The 15600-nt window shown below is 61.6% G+C and carries 11 protein-coding genes; 5 read left to right on the top strand and 6 right to left on the bottom strand.

Translation table 11 applies throughout. The annotated features are described in order from the left end of the window. The first annotated feature begins 354 nt into the window (after nucleotides 1–354). A complete protein-coding gene (locus E3T50_RS03545) occupies nucleotides 355–711 on the top strand; it encodes a VOC family protein (protein ID WP_134550612.1) in 357 nt (118 codons plus the stop codon). A gap of 196 nt (nucleotides 712–907) precedes the next feature. Here the strand turns inward: E3T50_RS03545 and E3T50_RS03540 are convergent, their stop codons facing one another. From E3T50_RS03540 to E3T50_RS03515, 5 genes are all read right to left on the bottom strand, one after another. Next, nucleotides 908–2119, bottom strand: coding sequence for an MFS transporter (locus E3T50_RS03540; RefSeq protein ID WP_134550611.1), 1212 nt, complete (start codon nucleotides 2117–2119; stop codon nucleotides 908–910). Beyond that, nucleotides 2119–2898: a phosphatase PAP2 family protein gene (locus E3T50_RS03535; RefSeq protein ID WP_241990738.1), complete on the bottom strand. Its 780-nt coding sequence runs from the start codon at nucleotides 2896–2898 to the stop codon at nucleotides 2119–2121. Before E3T50_RS03535 ends, E3T50_RS03540 begins: the two co-directional genes overlap by 1 nt. Continuing rightward, the gene (locus E3T50_RS03530) at nucleotides 2895–3593 is read right to left on the bottom strand and encodes a Chromate resistance protein ChrB (protein WP_198417936.1); all 699 of its coding nucleotides are present in this window, start codon (nucleotides 3591–3593) and stop codon (nucleotides 2895–2897) included. The genes E3T50_RS03535 and E3T50_RS03530 overlap by 4 nt, the downstream gene beginning before the upstream one ends. Nucleotides 3594–3842: 249 nt before the next feature. Continuing rightward, nucleotides 3843–5186 (bottom strand): alpha/beta hydrolase, encoded by a 1344-nt coding sequence (locus E3T50_RS03520; RefSeq protein WP_134550610.1) that lies wholly within the window; start codon nucleotides 5184–5186, stop codon nucleotides 3843–3845. Between the two features lie 326 nt (nucleotides 5187–5512). Next, nucleotides 5513–8011, bottom strand: coding sequence for a glycosyltransferase (locus tag E3T50_RS03515; protein ID WP_241990737.1), 2499 nt, complete (start codon nucleotides 8009–8011; stop codon nucleotides 5513–5515). Between the two features lie 174 nt (nucleotides 8012–8185). On the opposite strand from E3T50_RS03515, the gene E3T50_RS03510 reads away from it, so the two are divergent. The 3 genes from E3T50_RS03510 to E3T50_RS03505 are packed head-to-tail and all read left to right on the top strand — an operon-like array spanning nucleotide 8186 to nucleotide 12299. Further along, nucleotides 8186–10699, top strand: coding sequence for a glycosyltransferase (locus E3T50_RS03510; protein ID WP_134550608.1), 2514 nt, complete (start codon nucleotides 8186–8188; stop codon nucleotides 10697–10699). A gap of 28 nt (nucleotides 10700–10727) precedes the next feature. Continuing rightward, nucleotides 10728–10961, top strand: a complete 234-nt coding sequence (locus tag E3T50_RS16115) for a hypothetical protein (RefSeq protein ID WP_166784193.1) — start codon at nucleotides 10728–10730, stop codon at nucleotides 10959–10961. A gap of 45 nt (nucleotides 10962–11006) precedes the next feature. After that, complete coding sequence (locus E3T50_RS03505) at nucleotides 11007–12299, top strand: alpha/beta hydrolase (protein WP_241990736.1); 1293 nt, start codon at nucleotides 11007–11009, stop codon at nucleotides 12297–12299. A 463-nt stretch (nucleotides 12300–12762) separates the two neighbouring features. On the opposite strand, the gene E3T50_RS03500 is transcribed toward E3T50_RS03505, so the two are convergent. Continuing rightward, entirely contained in the window at nucleotides 12763–13998 is a 1236-nt protein-coding gene (locus E3T50_RS03500; RefSeq protein ID WP_166784192.1) for an acyltransferase family protein, read from the bottom strand. Between the two features lie 691 nt (nucleotides 13999–14689). Here E3T50_RS03500 and E3T50_RS03495 point away from each other — a divergent pair. After that, complete coding sequence (locus E3T50_RS03495) at nucleotides 14690–15442, top strand: phosphatase PAP2 family protein (RefSeq protein WP_134550606.1); 753 nt, start codon at nucleotides 14690–14692, stop codon at nucleotides 15440–15442. Nucleotides 15443–15600 lie beyond the last annotated feature (158 nt).

The raw sequence follows: 15600 nt of genomic DNA, 5'->3' as shown, positions 1-15600 counted from the left end.
CTGATGTGTGGCTCACGCAATGGCAGGTTGCCGAGGATGGCTTGGATGCTGTCCTCGACCAATGCGTAGATTCGGCCCTGGTGCCGATGGATCAGAACTAAGTTGCACGTCTGTTCAGCGATCGCAGAACGACTCGATTGCAGCTCGGCACCCATACCGCTGCCGGACGGGACCTCGCAGACCTTTCGGGTCGTACCGTAGTGTCCGGTCGCGTGGCTCGAATCGGGTAGCACGAGCCATCCTGGCAACGCGACCCATGGGCTGATGTCCATCTGCCGTCTCAATGTCCCGGCGAGCGCCCGGCTTGCGGAAATCATCCATTGTCTTGTTTCGACAGTGGGGTAGGTTCATCACATGATCCGGGTGGGCTCGATTGTTATGCGCGTAGACGACCTGCGTCGCCAACTCGCGTTTTGGACTGTGGCGCTCGACTACGTCCCGCAGGATGAGCCGAGCGGCGATTTCGCCGTGCTGCGACCGCGGGTAGGGAGCGGCCCCAATATTTCGCTTGACCTGCACACTTCCGTGGCGCAGATTCCGCCTCGCATCCATCTCGATTTGTACACCGACAACCAGCCAGCAGAGGTCGCGCGACTACTGGCGCTCGGCGCGATCGAGATTCTTAGTGACAAGCGGCCAGCAGATGCTGACTACGTGATCCTCGCGGATCCCGAGGGCAATCGGTTCTGCGTCGTTGATCGTGCCGACTGAAGGCTCGCAGGCCACCGGCGACTCGCACCCCGCCGCGGTCGATTATCCATGGGCCGGAAGCAGGCGTGCGGGCACATCTGACGAGTACTGTCCCGCACGTCGCGGGTTCATCCAGCGATCGAATTGGCTCTGCGTGAGAGTATCTCTCAGGATCTGGCGCAGCAGTCCGCCCGTGTGATTGGCTCGGCCAATCGACTTAAACGGGTAGACCCCTTTCTTGGGTGGCGTTGGTGCGCAGCGCGATGCCGCCGAGTGAGGCAACTCCGACCGTGAGGAGAGCGAGTACACCGAGCCCAGCACCCAGGGTTAGGATGCTGGCTATTGCGCCAACGAGGAGGGGGCCGCCGGCGTCGCCGACTTCGCGACCGAGCTCGGCGTTGCCCATCGTGCGTCCCATCCGCTCGGCTGGTGTGGTGGCGGCTAGGTGTGCGAATGCCAGCGGGGTGGCCAGACCAATCCCCGTGCCGATGGTCAGTGCGGCGAGGTAGAGGGTGGCCGGCGTGGGGATAACAGCGAGTGCACCGATTCCAGTAGCGATCAGCAAAAGGCCGACCGTGGTACCTGCTCGTGTACTGATGCGGCCGTCGTCGCGGAGCCGGCCCACGAAAGGCTGAGTGAGCGTGGAGGCGATCGCGAGCACGGTCACCGCGCCCATACTGCCGAACAGCCCGAGGTGGAGCGTGGTTCCCAGCAGGGGGAGGAATCCGACCGCGACCCCCAGAGCGCCGGTACTGGCCGCGAGTACGAGTGTCGGGATGAGGAAGGACCGGTCGACGGTCTGCTTGGCCAGATCCCGGAGCGTGTATCGGGGGCGGGGAAGGACGGGGAGGCGTGGGACAGCGACGATGACCCATATTGCGGTCGCGGCGCCGAGGATCGTTAGCGCGATGAACAGTGCGCGGAGGCCATCCAGCCCGACCAATGCGGCACCAATCAGGGGGCCGAGGGCATAGCCGAGGCCTTTCCATGAGCCGTACTTGCCGAAGTATCGTCCCACGGCACCAGGTCCGGCTAGTCGGGCAACGGCGGCCGATGATGCCGGCGAGAATGCCGCTGCTGCCGCTCCTTGACCGAGGCGAGCCACGCCCAGCAGAATCGGAGTGCCCGCGAAGATTCCGAAGAACGACGCGGCGGTGAAAGCAATCAGACCGCCGATAATCACGGGTTTGGAACCGATCCGGTCGCTAAGGGAACCAAATACGGGCTTGAGGACTACTTCGGCCAGATCGTAGACGGCCAGCAGAATCCCAAAGGTGAGGATGCTTAGTCCGATGTCGCCGGTTTCGACACCGAGAGCGGCGGCGATTCCGTGCGCGCCGAACGCGGTCGTGAATCCCGCTAAGTATAGGGGAGCAACGACTTTGCGTGCTGGCGATGGACCGAGAGCGGCGGGGGTGCCGCGGGGCATCAGAGCCCTTCCGGCGCAGCTGTCCTTCTTGCAGGACGGTCACGCGGCTGAAGCCGTGACGGAATTGGACCGATGCGATCCAGGAATGGTATCCAGTTCAGTACGCGCATTCCGTATCGGTTCCACAATCCGGTGTAGAGGCAGATCGCGGCGGGTGCGACGAGGAAGGATCCGAGAACATCGCTGGGATAGTGCACGCCCAGATACAGGCGAGAGCCTGCGACGAGGAGCGCGAAGCCGAGTCCGACGATCGCGGCCGGGGCAGCCCAGCGAGTACCACGGGCGAGGAAGTAGATCGCGATAGCGATCGCGACGGCGAACGTGGTGTGGCCGCTTGGGAAGCTGCCGGAACCGTCCGAAGGGATGAGGGGGTTGTGCAGAAGGTGTTCATCCGGCCGGGGCTGCGCCACGAGCAGTTTGAATACCTCGCTGGAGAGCCACCCGACCGTGGCCACTGACGTGACGGCGAACGCGTTCACCGGCGAGCGACGCACGACCAGGAGGAAGACGAACAGCACGAGCAGGATGATGATGATCCCCGGCGGGGACAACACTGCGTCGATCGTCAAGGCGATCGCGTTTCCGACAGCGATGTGATCCCGGCTCAGTAGCTCATCGATGCGGAATTCTGCTCCGGACAGGCGGGGATTCAGTTTGACCGCGAAACCCAGGATGAGGGTGACCAGCACCAAGAGTAATGGCACGCTGATCCATCGTCGCAGCTGCGGCAGGCGGGCCAGGCGACCGCGGGGATCGGAGGAAGCCGTTAATGCGCTCATCGGGCAGCTCCGGTTTTCGCAGATTCAGGGGGCGTGTCGATTGCCGGGGTGCTCCCGCGCATGACTTGATACACCTGTTCGGCGTATCCGTCGAGCACGCTCTCGCAGGTTCGAAGGTGCTCTTCGGCGGCCAAGGCCTCGGGCAGTGCAAGGACGTCGCGCTTCTTCAAGTCGCGGAACCAGCGCCTCAGCCGGTCAAGGCTCTGTTCTTCTTCTTCCAGCTCTCCAAAGGTGAATTTTGCTTTGGCGAACTCGCGTGCGATCTCGGCTTCGAACTTCCCGCAATCGGCCATGAATTCAGTCCACTCGTCGACCCGGGCGGCGGCGAAGGCATCACGAATCAAGCTGGTGGAGGCGTCGTCACGCGGAGAAGCGTCGATCACAGCGAACGTGCCGGCCCCGTTCCGGGTCAACTCACCCGCCCGATCCAGTGCGGGTTGAAAGGATGGTCCGGCCGGGAGCGCCCAGGTGCCCGGCGACACGGGCACCGCGCCGGCTTTTCGTAGTTCTCGCCACACGGCGACCCGGTGCCGGGAAGGCTCGGACGGCAACTGAAGCAGTATCAACACCCAACTAATATTTTTCGTCACAACACATATTGTAATATCAGTTACATAAATATGAGCGCCCAAAAGGGCAGAGCAGTGTGACGCTAGCCACGACACATTCTGCGGCGCCTTGAGGAGCACGGTCACGTGTGGGAGCACCAGGCCGCGGGACCTGGTCGGACACCTGAGGAGTACGCTTCGAGCTTTCCTAAAAGCAAACGGCGCACGCGAGGGGCTCCCGAAGTCATCGCCTCCGCCATGATCGATCACATCGTTCACCACGCCGACGCAATCAGCTTCACAGGCTTGAGCAAGCGCCTCACGCAACACCACCCTGCCACAACGACGACACCCTGGAACTAAACGACAGTGGCCTGTTCTCAGGTGGTGACTGGTTCAGGCGGTGGGCGGCGCGAGCCCGAGCCGCGGGTAGAGCACGATGAATGCCTCGTCGAGTCCGTCAGGGAGGGCCGGAAGTACGTGCCCGCCATTGGGAGATTCCCAATACGTAACCGTCATTCCTGCTGCCGAGGCCGCGGACGCCATCCGTTGCTGTCCGGGTATGAATCCTGCGTCGTTGGACCCAACGGTGAATATGGCGACTGTGTCGGAGAATTTCTTCGCGGCGAGCAGGTTGAGAGGCTTAACCGCGTCATAGGCGGCTTGGTCACCGTGGAAGACATCGGCGAGCGTCGATGCCTCGATCTCTGATCCGGCGAATTCCTCGCCGGAGATGTCCACGACGTTCGCGAATAGGTCTGGGTGTTTGACGGCGAGGGAGATAGCGCACTGTCCGCCGTTCGAGTATCCGGCGATGGTCCAATACCGTGGGTCGTTGATGATGTTCAGGTTCTTTTTCGCCCAGTTGACGACATCCGTGGTGATGAAGGTCTCCGCGTTACCGTAGTTCGGCGTATCAAGACACAGCGGGTCCTTCGAGGGGTCGCCAAGCTGGTCCGCGACGATGACGATCGGTGCGAGACCGCCGTGAGCGGCAGCATCACGGTCGAGTGTCGCCGCGATGAAGGACGGATCGGGGTTACCGGGCTGCCCCATGAGGAAGATGACTAGTGGTAAGGCCGGCGCGTTGGAAATGAGCGCCGCGGGCGGTAGGTAAATCCCGGCTGGCCGGGAGGTGAATCCTGAGACCGTGTTAGGAATGATTTGGCTACCGGTCGTGCCCTTTACGGGAAGATCGGCCGGAGCCTCCCAGCTCTGGTAGAGCGGCCCGCTTTCCTTGGGCCCGCTGACGGTGGGTAGCGCGATTGCCGACTCTATCGTCATCCCGAAGAGCGACCCCAACGTGCGGTTTAGCCCAAAGCTCGCATTGATCGCTAGCGTTCCAGCCGCAAGGAAGAGTATGACGGATGCCGCGGCGGCGATCTTGCGATGCAGGCGCGACTTCCAAAAATTTGCTATGGCAATTGCTACCGCCGTGCAAGTCCCGGCAAACCAGAGGAAGCTGACCAGACCGGGCGACATTCCGAAAGCGTCAACGATCGTCACCACAACGAACCATGTCACGCCGGCGACGCTGACGCCGCCGGCGACCGCGATCACGATCGTCAAGATCCACGTTTTGGTCGGGGCGCGCAGTAAAAGATACAGGAGCTGCATACTGGCCAGGCCAAGCACAACATACAGCAGCGGGCCATTGACGATGTCGATGCGTAGCAGGGATGAGCTGAGATCGTTGATGAGTGTCCTTTCTGCGCCGTCGCTTGTGGGCTCAGTTCCCATGGATGGAAAATGGCTCGCCGGAACTCTACTGCTGTGGGCTGCAATTGTGGCTCCAGGGGCGACTCTGACATTGATATTCGCCCCTCAGGGGTGCGGGTGTGGTGCGGGTCAGACCCGTTGCTCCACCCGCGGATCGTGCCGTTCAGAGCCACTGTTGGCGTGGTTGCGAGCCACCTGACAGGCGCCATCTACTGAGGCCCACGGAGTGGAAGGAATACCGTACGTGCGACATAGTTCGATGAAATGGCCGACAGGCGGAGGTGGCGCGGATATTTCCGATCGAAGCCACCCTGTGGAGTGGAGCGCATTTGTGGGCTTGACCGCCGTCACATCTGTTGAATGAGATCTTCGGGTCTGGCGGCGCCGATCGCACTGTAGAACTGCTCGACGGCCAGTCGGGTGTATGCAGCGTGATCGAATGTGCCCGATCGTACCTCCCCGGTGAGAAACGCGTTGAGTCCCTCGGCGAGGTCCTCGTCAGTTTGCGGCACGACCAATCCGAAGCCGGGCGGGAGTGCATTCTTCACCGACCCGAATTCGACTGTCACGATCGGTAGACCGAGTACCAGCGCCTCGAGGATGACCATGGGCTGGCCTTCGTAGTTGCTGGAGAGGGCGAAGCAGTCCGATGCGGCAAGTACGGTGTACGGATTGGGTATCTCACCCGTGAGAACGACTGACTTTTCAAGCCCCAGCTTTCTGATCAGGGACTCTAGCTGGCCTCTGAGCGGACCATCTCCAACGAGCACGAGTCGCGTTGTCGGCGTTGCTGTATGGACGATGTTGAACGCGCGGATGAGGCGTGCCTGATTCTTTTCGGGGGATAGTCTCCCCACTGAAACAAAGTTCGTTGTCTTGTCGTCGGCGAGGAGAACCTCCACCCAATCAGGAGTTATCCCGGTCTCTAAGTTCCGAGTCGTCTCCCGCAGATCCTGGCTGGCGGCGCTGAGGATTTGTTTGGCATCTGCCGTATTCAGTGCGAACGTGAATTTTGCCGGGGCTGCATACGGGGCAAGTTGGCGATTGTTGATTGCCGACAGTGTGGGCGAGACAGACACGAGGTGGTCGTACTGCTCGTAGAGCGTGAAAATCTGGGTGAGGCTGTGCAGCATTCTCTTCTTGCCCGTGATCTTGCGATGAGCATCGGCGGCCAGGTCGTTGTGGAGCCAGATTGAGCGAATCGACTCAGGGGAATGAAGAAGCAGGGCGGCCCAGAACGGACCATAGCCGCTGAAGTCGACGACGAAGTCAAAGTGACTGTCGCCGAAACATCGCGTCCATTCGTCGTCCCACAGTGTTTTCTGTGTGGGTTGCTCCTGGTGCCGGCTGATTCTGCCTCGACGAAAGTCGAGATGCCGGGCCAGCTGATCGAGCGCGGAGCCGTTTATTCCGCCGACGCGTGGGAACTGGCGAACGGCGGGATTGATCGCGAGTTGGTTGTCAATCGAGGCGGGCGCTTTGCTCTGGATGAAGCAGGCAGATACATCGAACCGGGAGTGGTCGATGTTGTTGAGCAGGTTGAGAGCGGATGTGGTTATCCCATTTGAGCGCATCCCGCCCAGGTACATAAGAATTGATGGGCGGTTCTGGGAAACTGCGGGTCGGACGTGGTGTCTACGGACGTTGCCGCGGAAGACGATGTCGATGATCCGTGCACTCACCCGCCCATCTTCCTGGCCGCAAAATTTCTGCTGGCTGGTGCGATAACGTGCGGCTGAGCCAGCTGGAAGGGTACCCGTCACGAGGATTTCAGCGAGCTCAACTGCCAACTCGTCGCTGGTTCGGCAGACCGGACCGGGCCAGTCTTCGGGCTCGAAATAGAGGCCGCGACTGTCTGAATAGTCCGCAAGGTCCGGGGTGAAGAAGAGGATCGGGCGGCCAGTGGCCAGGAAATCAAAGAAGATGCTCGAATAGTCTGTGATGAGGACTCCGGTGAGTCCAAGGACGACATTGGTTGGAATGTTGTTCGGCACGAGCAGGCGCGAGAGTTCGGGCCGGGATCTGGCCAGGGCGTGAACGATCTGGTGCGTTTTGAGGAGTACCACGTACTTGCTGGTGTCAATCTGCGCCGTTAGCCGGGCAATGTGATCGAGCAGCTGGTCGATATCGTCCTCGGGCCGGGCGAAGGACGCGCCCTTCCAGGTCGGTGCGTAGAGCACGATCGTGCGGTCACCGAGAGGGATGCCCGCGGAAGTCAGACGTGCTCGGCCAGCCGCAACGCTGTCCGTGTCGAGCGCCTGCCGGTCGATCCGTGGATACCCTTCCTCGATGATCAGGCTGCGGGAGATGCCGCTGAGCTTGTACGCCTTCTCGTACATCTGCTCGGCCATGAACGGGTTTGCGGCGAGTAGATAGTCAGCGGCAACAAAATTCCGGATGATATTGGCTGTTCCCAGCGCACCACGGTCGATGTCGTAGCCCATGCGCTTCAAGGGCGTGCCATGCCAGGTGTTGAGGTACGTCTGGCCAGGTCTCTTGCTGAATTGGGGCGGGAAGGTCGCATTGTTAATGAGGTATTCGCTCGTGGCAAGGGCACGGTAGTACGACGGTGTCCCGTAGCGCACAAACGTCACGTTTCGCGCTCCCGCGAACTCCGCTACCGTCGAGCGAAATTGGCGTAGGTCAGCGAGGACCCAAATGTGTCTGAGCTGGCGCATGTCCGGCGTTGCCAGAAGCTGGCGGAAGATCGCCTCCGGATTGCAGAGCATTCCGTTGCCATTGAACGACTCGTAGAGGACCGTTCCCGGTTTGATCGGTTCGGTGCGCCAATGGGCGTGGAATTGGGAGTGGACGAATCGCTTGGCCCGTGAAATGAGGCTTTTCATCCGTATTAGTGTCCTATCGCGCTGCACCTCGTTGGAGCATGTGTTCTTCACACTGTTCGGGCTCGCCAGCATTCCTTCGATTCCACGCTGGAATCGTCTCACACATCAGCGTCGGCTTGCTGCTGGGCAATTTGAGAGAGTATGCCAACTGTGAGCGCTGGATACTATGAAGAAATGCAGATCCTGCCGCGTACCGTTCTTGTCCATGTCAAACGGTTCGTCAGCAGGCTTCGCCGGGCCGCTGTATCCGAGGTCTACGCGTTCTGGCGCAGGCGTCCGATCGATCGGCGCGTCGTCCTCTATGAGTCGTTCTCCGGCAACGGCCTGCTGGACAACCCCGAGGCGATCTTTCGAGGTTTGCGTGCGGCACCTGATTTCACGCACCTCAAGCATGTCTGGGTGCTCGCGAACGAGCGAGAAAACCTCACCGTCGTCCATGAATTTGCTGCTGATCCATCAGTGCGATTTGTTCGTCCCGACTCACTGGGCTACTACCGAGCCTTGGCCACAAGCGGGTACCTCATCAACAACGCAACTTTCCCGGTGCAATTCAGCAAGCGCGGCGGGCAGGTCTACCTCAACACCTGGCATGGCACTCCCTTGAAACGCATGGGCTATGACATCGGTGATCACGCCTCAAGAGTAGGCAATGTGATCCGGAACTTCCTCTCCGCAGACTATTTACTCGCGGCAAACCGCTTCATGACCGAGCAGATGTATGAAAACGCTCATCTGTTGCGCAATATCTACCGAGGCGACATCATCGAGGAGGGGTATCCACGGATCGACCATCAGTTCACGGATTCGAGCGGTGTCGCATCGATAACTCACCGACTCGGAGGGGCCGGCCTACCGATCGACGGGCGGAAGATCATCCTTTACGCGCCGACATGGAAAGGGGAGTCGTTCGCCAAGCCCAAAGACGACGCGGACGAGCTGATCAGTCGGGTGACCGAACTGGAAGCGCTGATAGATACGAACCAATACGTTGTCCTCCTCAAGGTTCATCAGGTGGTGTATAAATTCGCCGCAGAGCGCGCAGAATTTCAGGGGCGGCTGGTGCCCAACGAAATACCGACGAACGCTGTCCTAGCCGCAACAGACATTCTCGTGACCGATTACTCAAGTACTTTTTTCGATTTCCTGGCAACTGGGCGACCCATCGCATTCCTGACTCCAGATATCCGCGAATACGCGGGGTACCGCGGCCTGTATATGGAGCCGGAGGAATGGCCGGGGCCAGTGGTGCGAACCGTGAGGGAACTTGCCGTTGAGTTGAACTTGATCGCTCGTTCTGGGCAGCGAACTGAAATCACCCCGAGATACCTCGCGATGCGGAAGAAATATTCGGGTCACGAGGATGGCGGTGCAACGGACCGGGTCATCGACATCGTTTTTCGGGGCAGGCGAGACGGCTACACGGTGGGGCCCGTGGCCCGCGACGAGCGACCATCAATACTTGTTCACGTCGGCAGCCTGGGGCCGAACAGCATCACGACGTCTGCTTTGAACCTACTGACGGCCATCGATCATGACCGGTTCGACGTTTCTGCCGTCTTTTCAAACAGTCGTGCGTCCGCTGTCTTGGAGAAGCAAGGGCAAATCCATTCCTCGGTCCGCCAATTCGTCCGGGTTGGGGGGATGAACGGTTCCAAGATTGATCACTTCATTCGGCGGCTGCACTGGTACCGCGGTGACCTGAAATCTCACTCGCACGATCCGCGGCAGAAGAGACTGTGGGATGACGAGTGGACGCGGTGTTTTGGCGGCAGTCGGTTCGATTACGCCATCGACTTCAGCGGGTACGACCCACTCTGGGCAACCCTGATGCTGCATGCGCCGCTTGCGAAACGGTCAATTTGGTTGCACAACACCATGACTGCGGACGCACACCAGAGCATCAACAAGCGACGCCGGCAGCTGAAAAGTGTCACGAGCATTTTTTCGTTATATCGCGAGTATGACCATCTCGTCTCCGTTTCTCCGGCTCTCGAGGAAATCAATGCCGACGAGCTAGCCCAATTTGCACCTCAAGAGAAGTTCGTGTCAGCGCGCAATCTGGTAAATGCCGCTCAGGTCCGCCGCGATGCCGCCATCGATATCAGGGAAGCCGTTCGGGTCAGCACCACGGGAGAGGTGCCCAGTTGGGCGAACGGTCTCGCGGGGAAGTCCGCGCTGGTGCATTTTGTCTCCGTTGGGCGATTGTCGTCTGCAAAGAACCACGCGCAGCTAATTCGGGCCTTCGCTCAGCTGCACGTGCAGCGTTCTGACACCCGATTGGTGATCGTCGGCGACGGGCCGCTGAGAACGCACTTGGAAGATCTGATCAGTGAGCTGGGTATCGATGATTCGGTGACACTCGCGGGGCACCAGAAGAACCCATATGCCATCATGGCCGCGGCGGACTGCTTCGTGCTCTCCAGCGACCATGAGGGACAGCAGCTCGTGCTACTCGAAGCACTTATACTCAATCTTCCCATCGTCACCGTAGCGTTCGGTTCCGCTCGGGATGCTTTACCGGAGGGTGTCGGGCTCATTGTGCCGGCCACAGAGCAGGGGCTGGCAGCGGGTATGAGCGCATTCCTGGCCGGATCGGTTCCGACCGCGAAATTCGACGACCTGAACTATAACGCTGCGTCGTTGGATCAGTTTCAGAGTGCCATCGGGGCGACCCCCACAAATCAGTAACGAACGCGGCTCAGCATCTCCTTACCGCGTGAGGGATGCTGACTGTGTCGATCGCGCGCATCCCGGTTCTCGTCGGGTGGGGGAGTGCAATGCAAGTATTCGCGTTCAAGACGAAGTCGTGATGGTCGACGCGTTGCGGCGCGCACTGACGGCGGAGGGCTTCCTGGCCACCGTTGAGCACCGGTCGGACGGTCAGACTGTCGCCGACATCGTTGTGCGCCTTTCGCTAGCGCCCGGCGGAGTGACCCACCTGGAGATGTGACGGCGGAAGAGTTCACAGACCCGCCGGTGTCGTAGCGTGGTGTCCATGTTGAATTGGCTTCTCACCATGCAGATCGACACGGGCACATTCCTGATTCCGATTGACATCCTTGCCGTGGTGCTCATGGTCTACCTGCTGGTGAGGATCCCCCTGCGTTCCTGGATACCACGCGTCGCGGCGGCTTTGGTGCTCGGGGCACTGCTCGGCTTGCTGGTCTCCTGGCTCGTCAGCGACGTGTGGAATGTTTTCGGTCTGCCGCTGACCCTGGTCACGCGACTCTGGTTTTCCGCCGCGATTGCCGCCCTGTCGCTGGTCATCGTAAACCTGTGGGGAACCAATTGGTGGCGAAAGACGATCGCGCTCGTTTCCATCCCCGTGATCCTGGTCAGTACCGCTGCGGCGATCAATGTCGACTTCGGCGAATATCGCAATCTCCAGGATGCGCTGGGTATTTCACCCTACGGACCAATGGACGTGTCGCGCTTGTCGGGCCGGGCCGGCACAACGGATCCGGCAATCGGGCGCACGTGGCAGGCTCCCCCCGGCATGCCCACCCGCGGTACGGTCGGAACCGTCACAATCCCGGGGACAACCTCCGGTTTCGCCGCGCGTGCGGCCCTGGTCTACCTGCCGCCTGCCGCTCTCGGCCCGAACCCACCCGTGCTTCCTGTCCTTGTGATGTTCGCAGGCCAGCCGGGCTCGCCAGCGGCCGTGTTCACCGCGGGACGACTCGCTTCCACCATGAACGCGTACGCAGCCAGCCACAACGGCCTCGCGCCAATCGTGGTCGCCCCCGATCAGCTTGGCCGCGCCAATCAGAATCCGATGTGCGTCGATTCACCGCTGGGCAATTCGGAAACGTACCTCGCCCGGGATGTACCAAAGTGGATTCGGTCCCATCTTCGGGTCAGTGACGACCCTCGATATTGGGCGGTCGGCGGATTCTCACAGGGCGGAACGTGCTCGATCCAACTCGGGGCGGGCCATCCGGAGGTCTTCCGGTCAATCCTCGACATCTCCGGGGAGGCGGAACCCACGATCGGGTCGACCACGGTAGCGAGAGCCTTCGGCGGCTCGACCGCGGCCTACGACGCGGTGAAGCCCGTCAACGTGTTGGCTGCTCGGGCTCCGTACGCAGACACCGTCGCGATTTTCGGGGTGGGCGCACTCGACGCCAAGTATCAAAAGAATCAGCGCCTCGTCCGCGCTGCCGCCGACCGGTCCGGCATGGTGACAAAGCTCATCGAGGCTCCGAACTCGGCACACGACTGGACCACTGTGCGGTACGTGATCGCGGAGGCGCTGCCCGAACTCGCCGCGCGGCTCGGGTTGGAATAATGGACGATACCTTCCCACCTCCGGACCCGGCCGGTCCTGTTGGGCAAGACCGCAGCGATGCTCGCGCGACGCGGGCGGTCCCGTGCCGGTTGCGGCGAGCATTATGTTCTTGACTCTGATGGGGTCCTGGCGGACCTTGGTCGCCGCATCCGCCCCGAGCGAGGGGGCTTCCGGGCTGAATCGGCTTCTCGGATATCTCAGCACATCCCTGGAGCCGGTCTACGGCTTCCGCTCACTCCTAAATTTCACACGCAAGTTCCAACCAAAGCTGCGCCCGATGCTCACGGCCTATCCAGACCGGACCGCGTTACCTCTCATCGGCATAGCACTCGTGCGGGCCTACCCTCCCACCCTTCCCGTTCGGAAGGCCACCACCCTTCTTCGCGGCAAGGACTGAGCGCGTCCCGCCGACATCCACCGGCGCGCCGTCCGCGGCCGATCGCCGGTGTGGACAACCCTGGCGCTATCGCCTGGCGAACTTGACGGCGATCCGTGCCGCGCCCCTGGAGGCCTTCTCGCTGAGCCGGGCCGCGTCCCTCGCCACGATCTGCGAGGTATGCCTGGCCAGACGGTGGGAGGGCCGCTCGAACGCCAGATAAAATCCCCAGGCCGCGAGCAGGGCGAGGGGGATCGTGATCAGCGCTACCAGCCACCACTTGTCGTCACCGAGCAGGAAGCTGAGGCTGGCCAGGATGGGGACGTGGACAAGATAGAGGCTGAACGACACTCGCCCGAGCCACTGGCTCGGGCGGGAGTCCAAAGCCCGGCGCAGGAACGGCACACCGACAGCGGCCAGGACGAGGCCGGCCGCACCGCACACCGCTAGCTGGGTGAAAACTCGGCCGGGAAGCGTTCCCGGCGCGGCGATCGGCTGGGCCAGCCAGCCAGCGACGAGCAGGAGAAGCGAGCCGACAACCAGGACGATTCCCCACAAGCGCGCGTGCGGGCGTTGAAGGCGTCTCCGCGTCCACTCCCGGATGGCGTCCAGGCGCACCGCCATGAGGGTTCCGACGAAGAACACCGGGAGGTAGCGGAGGGCATCGATGTTGGTGACTAGCCCCAGCAGACTGAGCGCAAGTGCGACGCACAATGCGAGCAGCCAGCGACGCCGGACCCAGAACGCGACCGCCGCGAACAGCGGCAGGAGCACCGAGAACGCGAGTTCCCACCGCAAAGACCAAAGCACATTGTTCACGCCATACGATGCGGCCGTGAGGCTCATCTGATTCAGCAGCGATGCCGCCGTGGTCGATGCTGCGTTCGAGGTGGCAATCCACGAACCCGGCGTCACCGCCCCGAGGTCGCGCGGCAGAAGCCAGATGAGAGCGGTGCCGATCGCCAAGGACGCCCACACCGGCAGATAGATGCGCGCGATCCGGCCGCTGAGAAACCCCGCCCAAGAGTACCGGGACTTGCCCAGCGCGGGCAGGGTAACCACGAGCCCGCTGAGCACGAAGAAAACCAGGACGGCCTCTGACCCGGCGGTGAGGATCTTCAAAGGAGTTTGGGAAACCCACCAGTAGAAGCTTCCCGGTTGTGATCCGCCGGCGGCCACAATTGAGGGCACCGCCACCAGATACAGGTGGTGGATCATGACGACAAGAGCAGCGACGCCTCGCAAACCGTCCAGGGAAGTCAGACGGCCTGTTGGACCGGGCGCCGACGAAGACGGTCGCGCGGCTGTCGTCTGCAATGTCACTTGCCGGAGGCTATCGCCTGTTTCTGGGTGTTCCACGCAGAGACCGGCCGAAAGTCCTGAAACCCCAGGCCGAGGTGTGCTGACGGGTGAACTCGTAAATCACGCTGCGGTGGCTAGTGAACTTGGCTGACTTCACGAAACCACGGCTCTCCAACGCCCTGATGCCGCCAAGCCAAGCCAGGCCGGACGCCATCACAAGCGCGGCAACGGGAGCGTTGTCGGAGGCGTAGCGGGCCGCGAAATCTGCTCAAAAAATCTCACCGGCCATCAGCGCAAGGGTGGGGACGGGGAGCCAGGATGTGGCCACGAACTCCAGGCTGGCAAGGACAAGACGGGTGGCGTCTGGCGACGGAGTGAGCACTGTCCGAGTCCACCGGTGCTGTCTGCTGGTCGACATCGTCCAGCGTCGTAGCACAGCACAGCACAGCACAGCACAGCACAGCACAGCACAGCACAGCACGGCACGGCACGGCACAGACCACCATGCGGCTGGAGCCGGTGAATGAGCCGCACCGGGATCGGGGAAAATTCCGCCACCGTCAACACGACGGCCGAGGTATCGTCTGTTGAGTCGTCGACGATGATCTCCGCCGTTCGCCCCTGAACCGGCTACACAATGCGCTGAGACGGGAAGAACCCGGCAGAAACGATTCTTAGAAGGTCCTGTGACGTCAGGGGTCACTCTAGGAGAATGACCATTGATCTCCGACCACACCGCCGGTTCGCCCGGACCGCCATTCCCGCAGCCGGAGTCATCCTCGCCGTCATCATCAGCGGGTTCGTGCTGAGTGGATCAGCGGGATGGACGGCCGTGGAGATGGATTTGCTTCGACAGGTGAATACTGTCCACACCGCGCCACTCGACGCGGTGGCCCTGGGCATTGACTGGCTATTCAGCCCGTCCGTGGGCGCGGTTCTCGTATTGCTGGCAGCCGGATCGGTGCTGGTTGTCACCCGGCGACGTGGTGCGGCGATCCACTTCCTGTTGGTTGTGATGATTCCTACGCTGGGCGCCGACGTGATCAAGTTGCTGGTGCACCGGGCACGACCTGATATTCCGTCGCTCGCGCACATCCTGCTGCGCGAACCGGGCGGGCTCAGTTTTCCCAGCGGTCACAGCAGCTTCGCCGCCTGCTTCCTGCTCGGGATCGTCCTTGTCACGGCCGGTCACCGATGGCATCCGTTTGTGATCGGAACGACCACGGTGATCGTGCTCGCCACGGCAGCATCCCGAGTGTATTTGGGGGTGCATTATCCGTCCGATGTGGTGGCGTCGATCGTGTACTCGATCGCTGCTGTGGCACTGGTGAACGCGGCCTGGACGCTGCTACTGGCGCACTGGAGCGTACGTCGTTCCGGCCTTCACGCTGGACCTGACTACAGAGGAATGTCGGATGCCCGCTCAGATCATGGTGCGACTCCGACTGCGTGTGATCGAGGATGATCCCAGGATCGGCCCCCATGAAAGGACGGGCTCACGGAGTCGACGATGCCACCCCGGTCGCCGGCGGCGCGAACGGGCTGGGCGTGGTTGAAGCCCTCCGCCGCAAGCTGATGGCCACCCCATCCCGCTTCTGACGGTGCGGGGACCCACTGCGGCGA

Source organism: Cryobacterium gelidum, from assembly GCF_004403985.1.
GTDB lineage: Bacteria > Actinomycetota > Actinomycetes > Actinomycetales > Microbacteriaceae > Cryobacterium > Cryobacterium gelidum.
The sequence above is the reverse complement of the archived record's forward strand: the minus strand, read 5'-3'. Positions and strand labels throughout refer to the sequence as shown.

Excerpts from the sequence above, each read along its gene's own strand:
- E3T50_RS03545 (WP_134550612.1), top strand. The coding sequence starts at position 355 with ATGATCCGGGTGGGCTCGATTGTTATGCGCGTAGACGACCTGCGTCGC.
- E3T50_RS03540 (WP_134550611.1), bottom strand. The coding sequence starts at position 2,119 with ATGCCCCGCGGCACCCCCGCCGCTCTCGGTCCATCGCCAGCACGCAAA.
- E3T50_RS03535 (WP_241990738.1), bottom strand. The coding sequence starts at position 2,898 with ATGAGCGCATTAACGGCTTCCTCCGATCCCCGCGGTCGCCTGGCCCGC.
- E3T50_RS03520 (WP_134550610.1), bottom strand. The coding sequence starts at position 5,186 with ATGGGAACTGAGCCCACAAGCGACGGCGCAGAAAGGACACTCATCAAC.
- E3T50_RS03515 (WP_241990737.1), bottom strand. The coding sequence starts at position 8,011 with ATGAAAAGCCTCATTTCACGGGCCAAGCGATTCGTCCACTCCCAATTC.
- E3T50_RS03510 (WP_134550608.1), top strand. The coding sequence starts at position 8,186 with ATGCAGATCCTGCCGCGTACCGTTCTTGTCCATGTCAAACGGTTCGTC.
- E3T50_RS03505 (WP_241990736.1), top strand. The coding sequence starts at position 11,007 with ATGTTGAATTGGCTTCTCACCATGCAGATCGACACGGGCACATTCCTG.
- E3T50_RS03495 (WP_134550606.1), top strand. The coding sequence starts at position 14,690 with ATGACCATTGATCTCCGACCACACCGCCGGTTCGCCCGGACCGCCATT.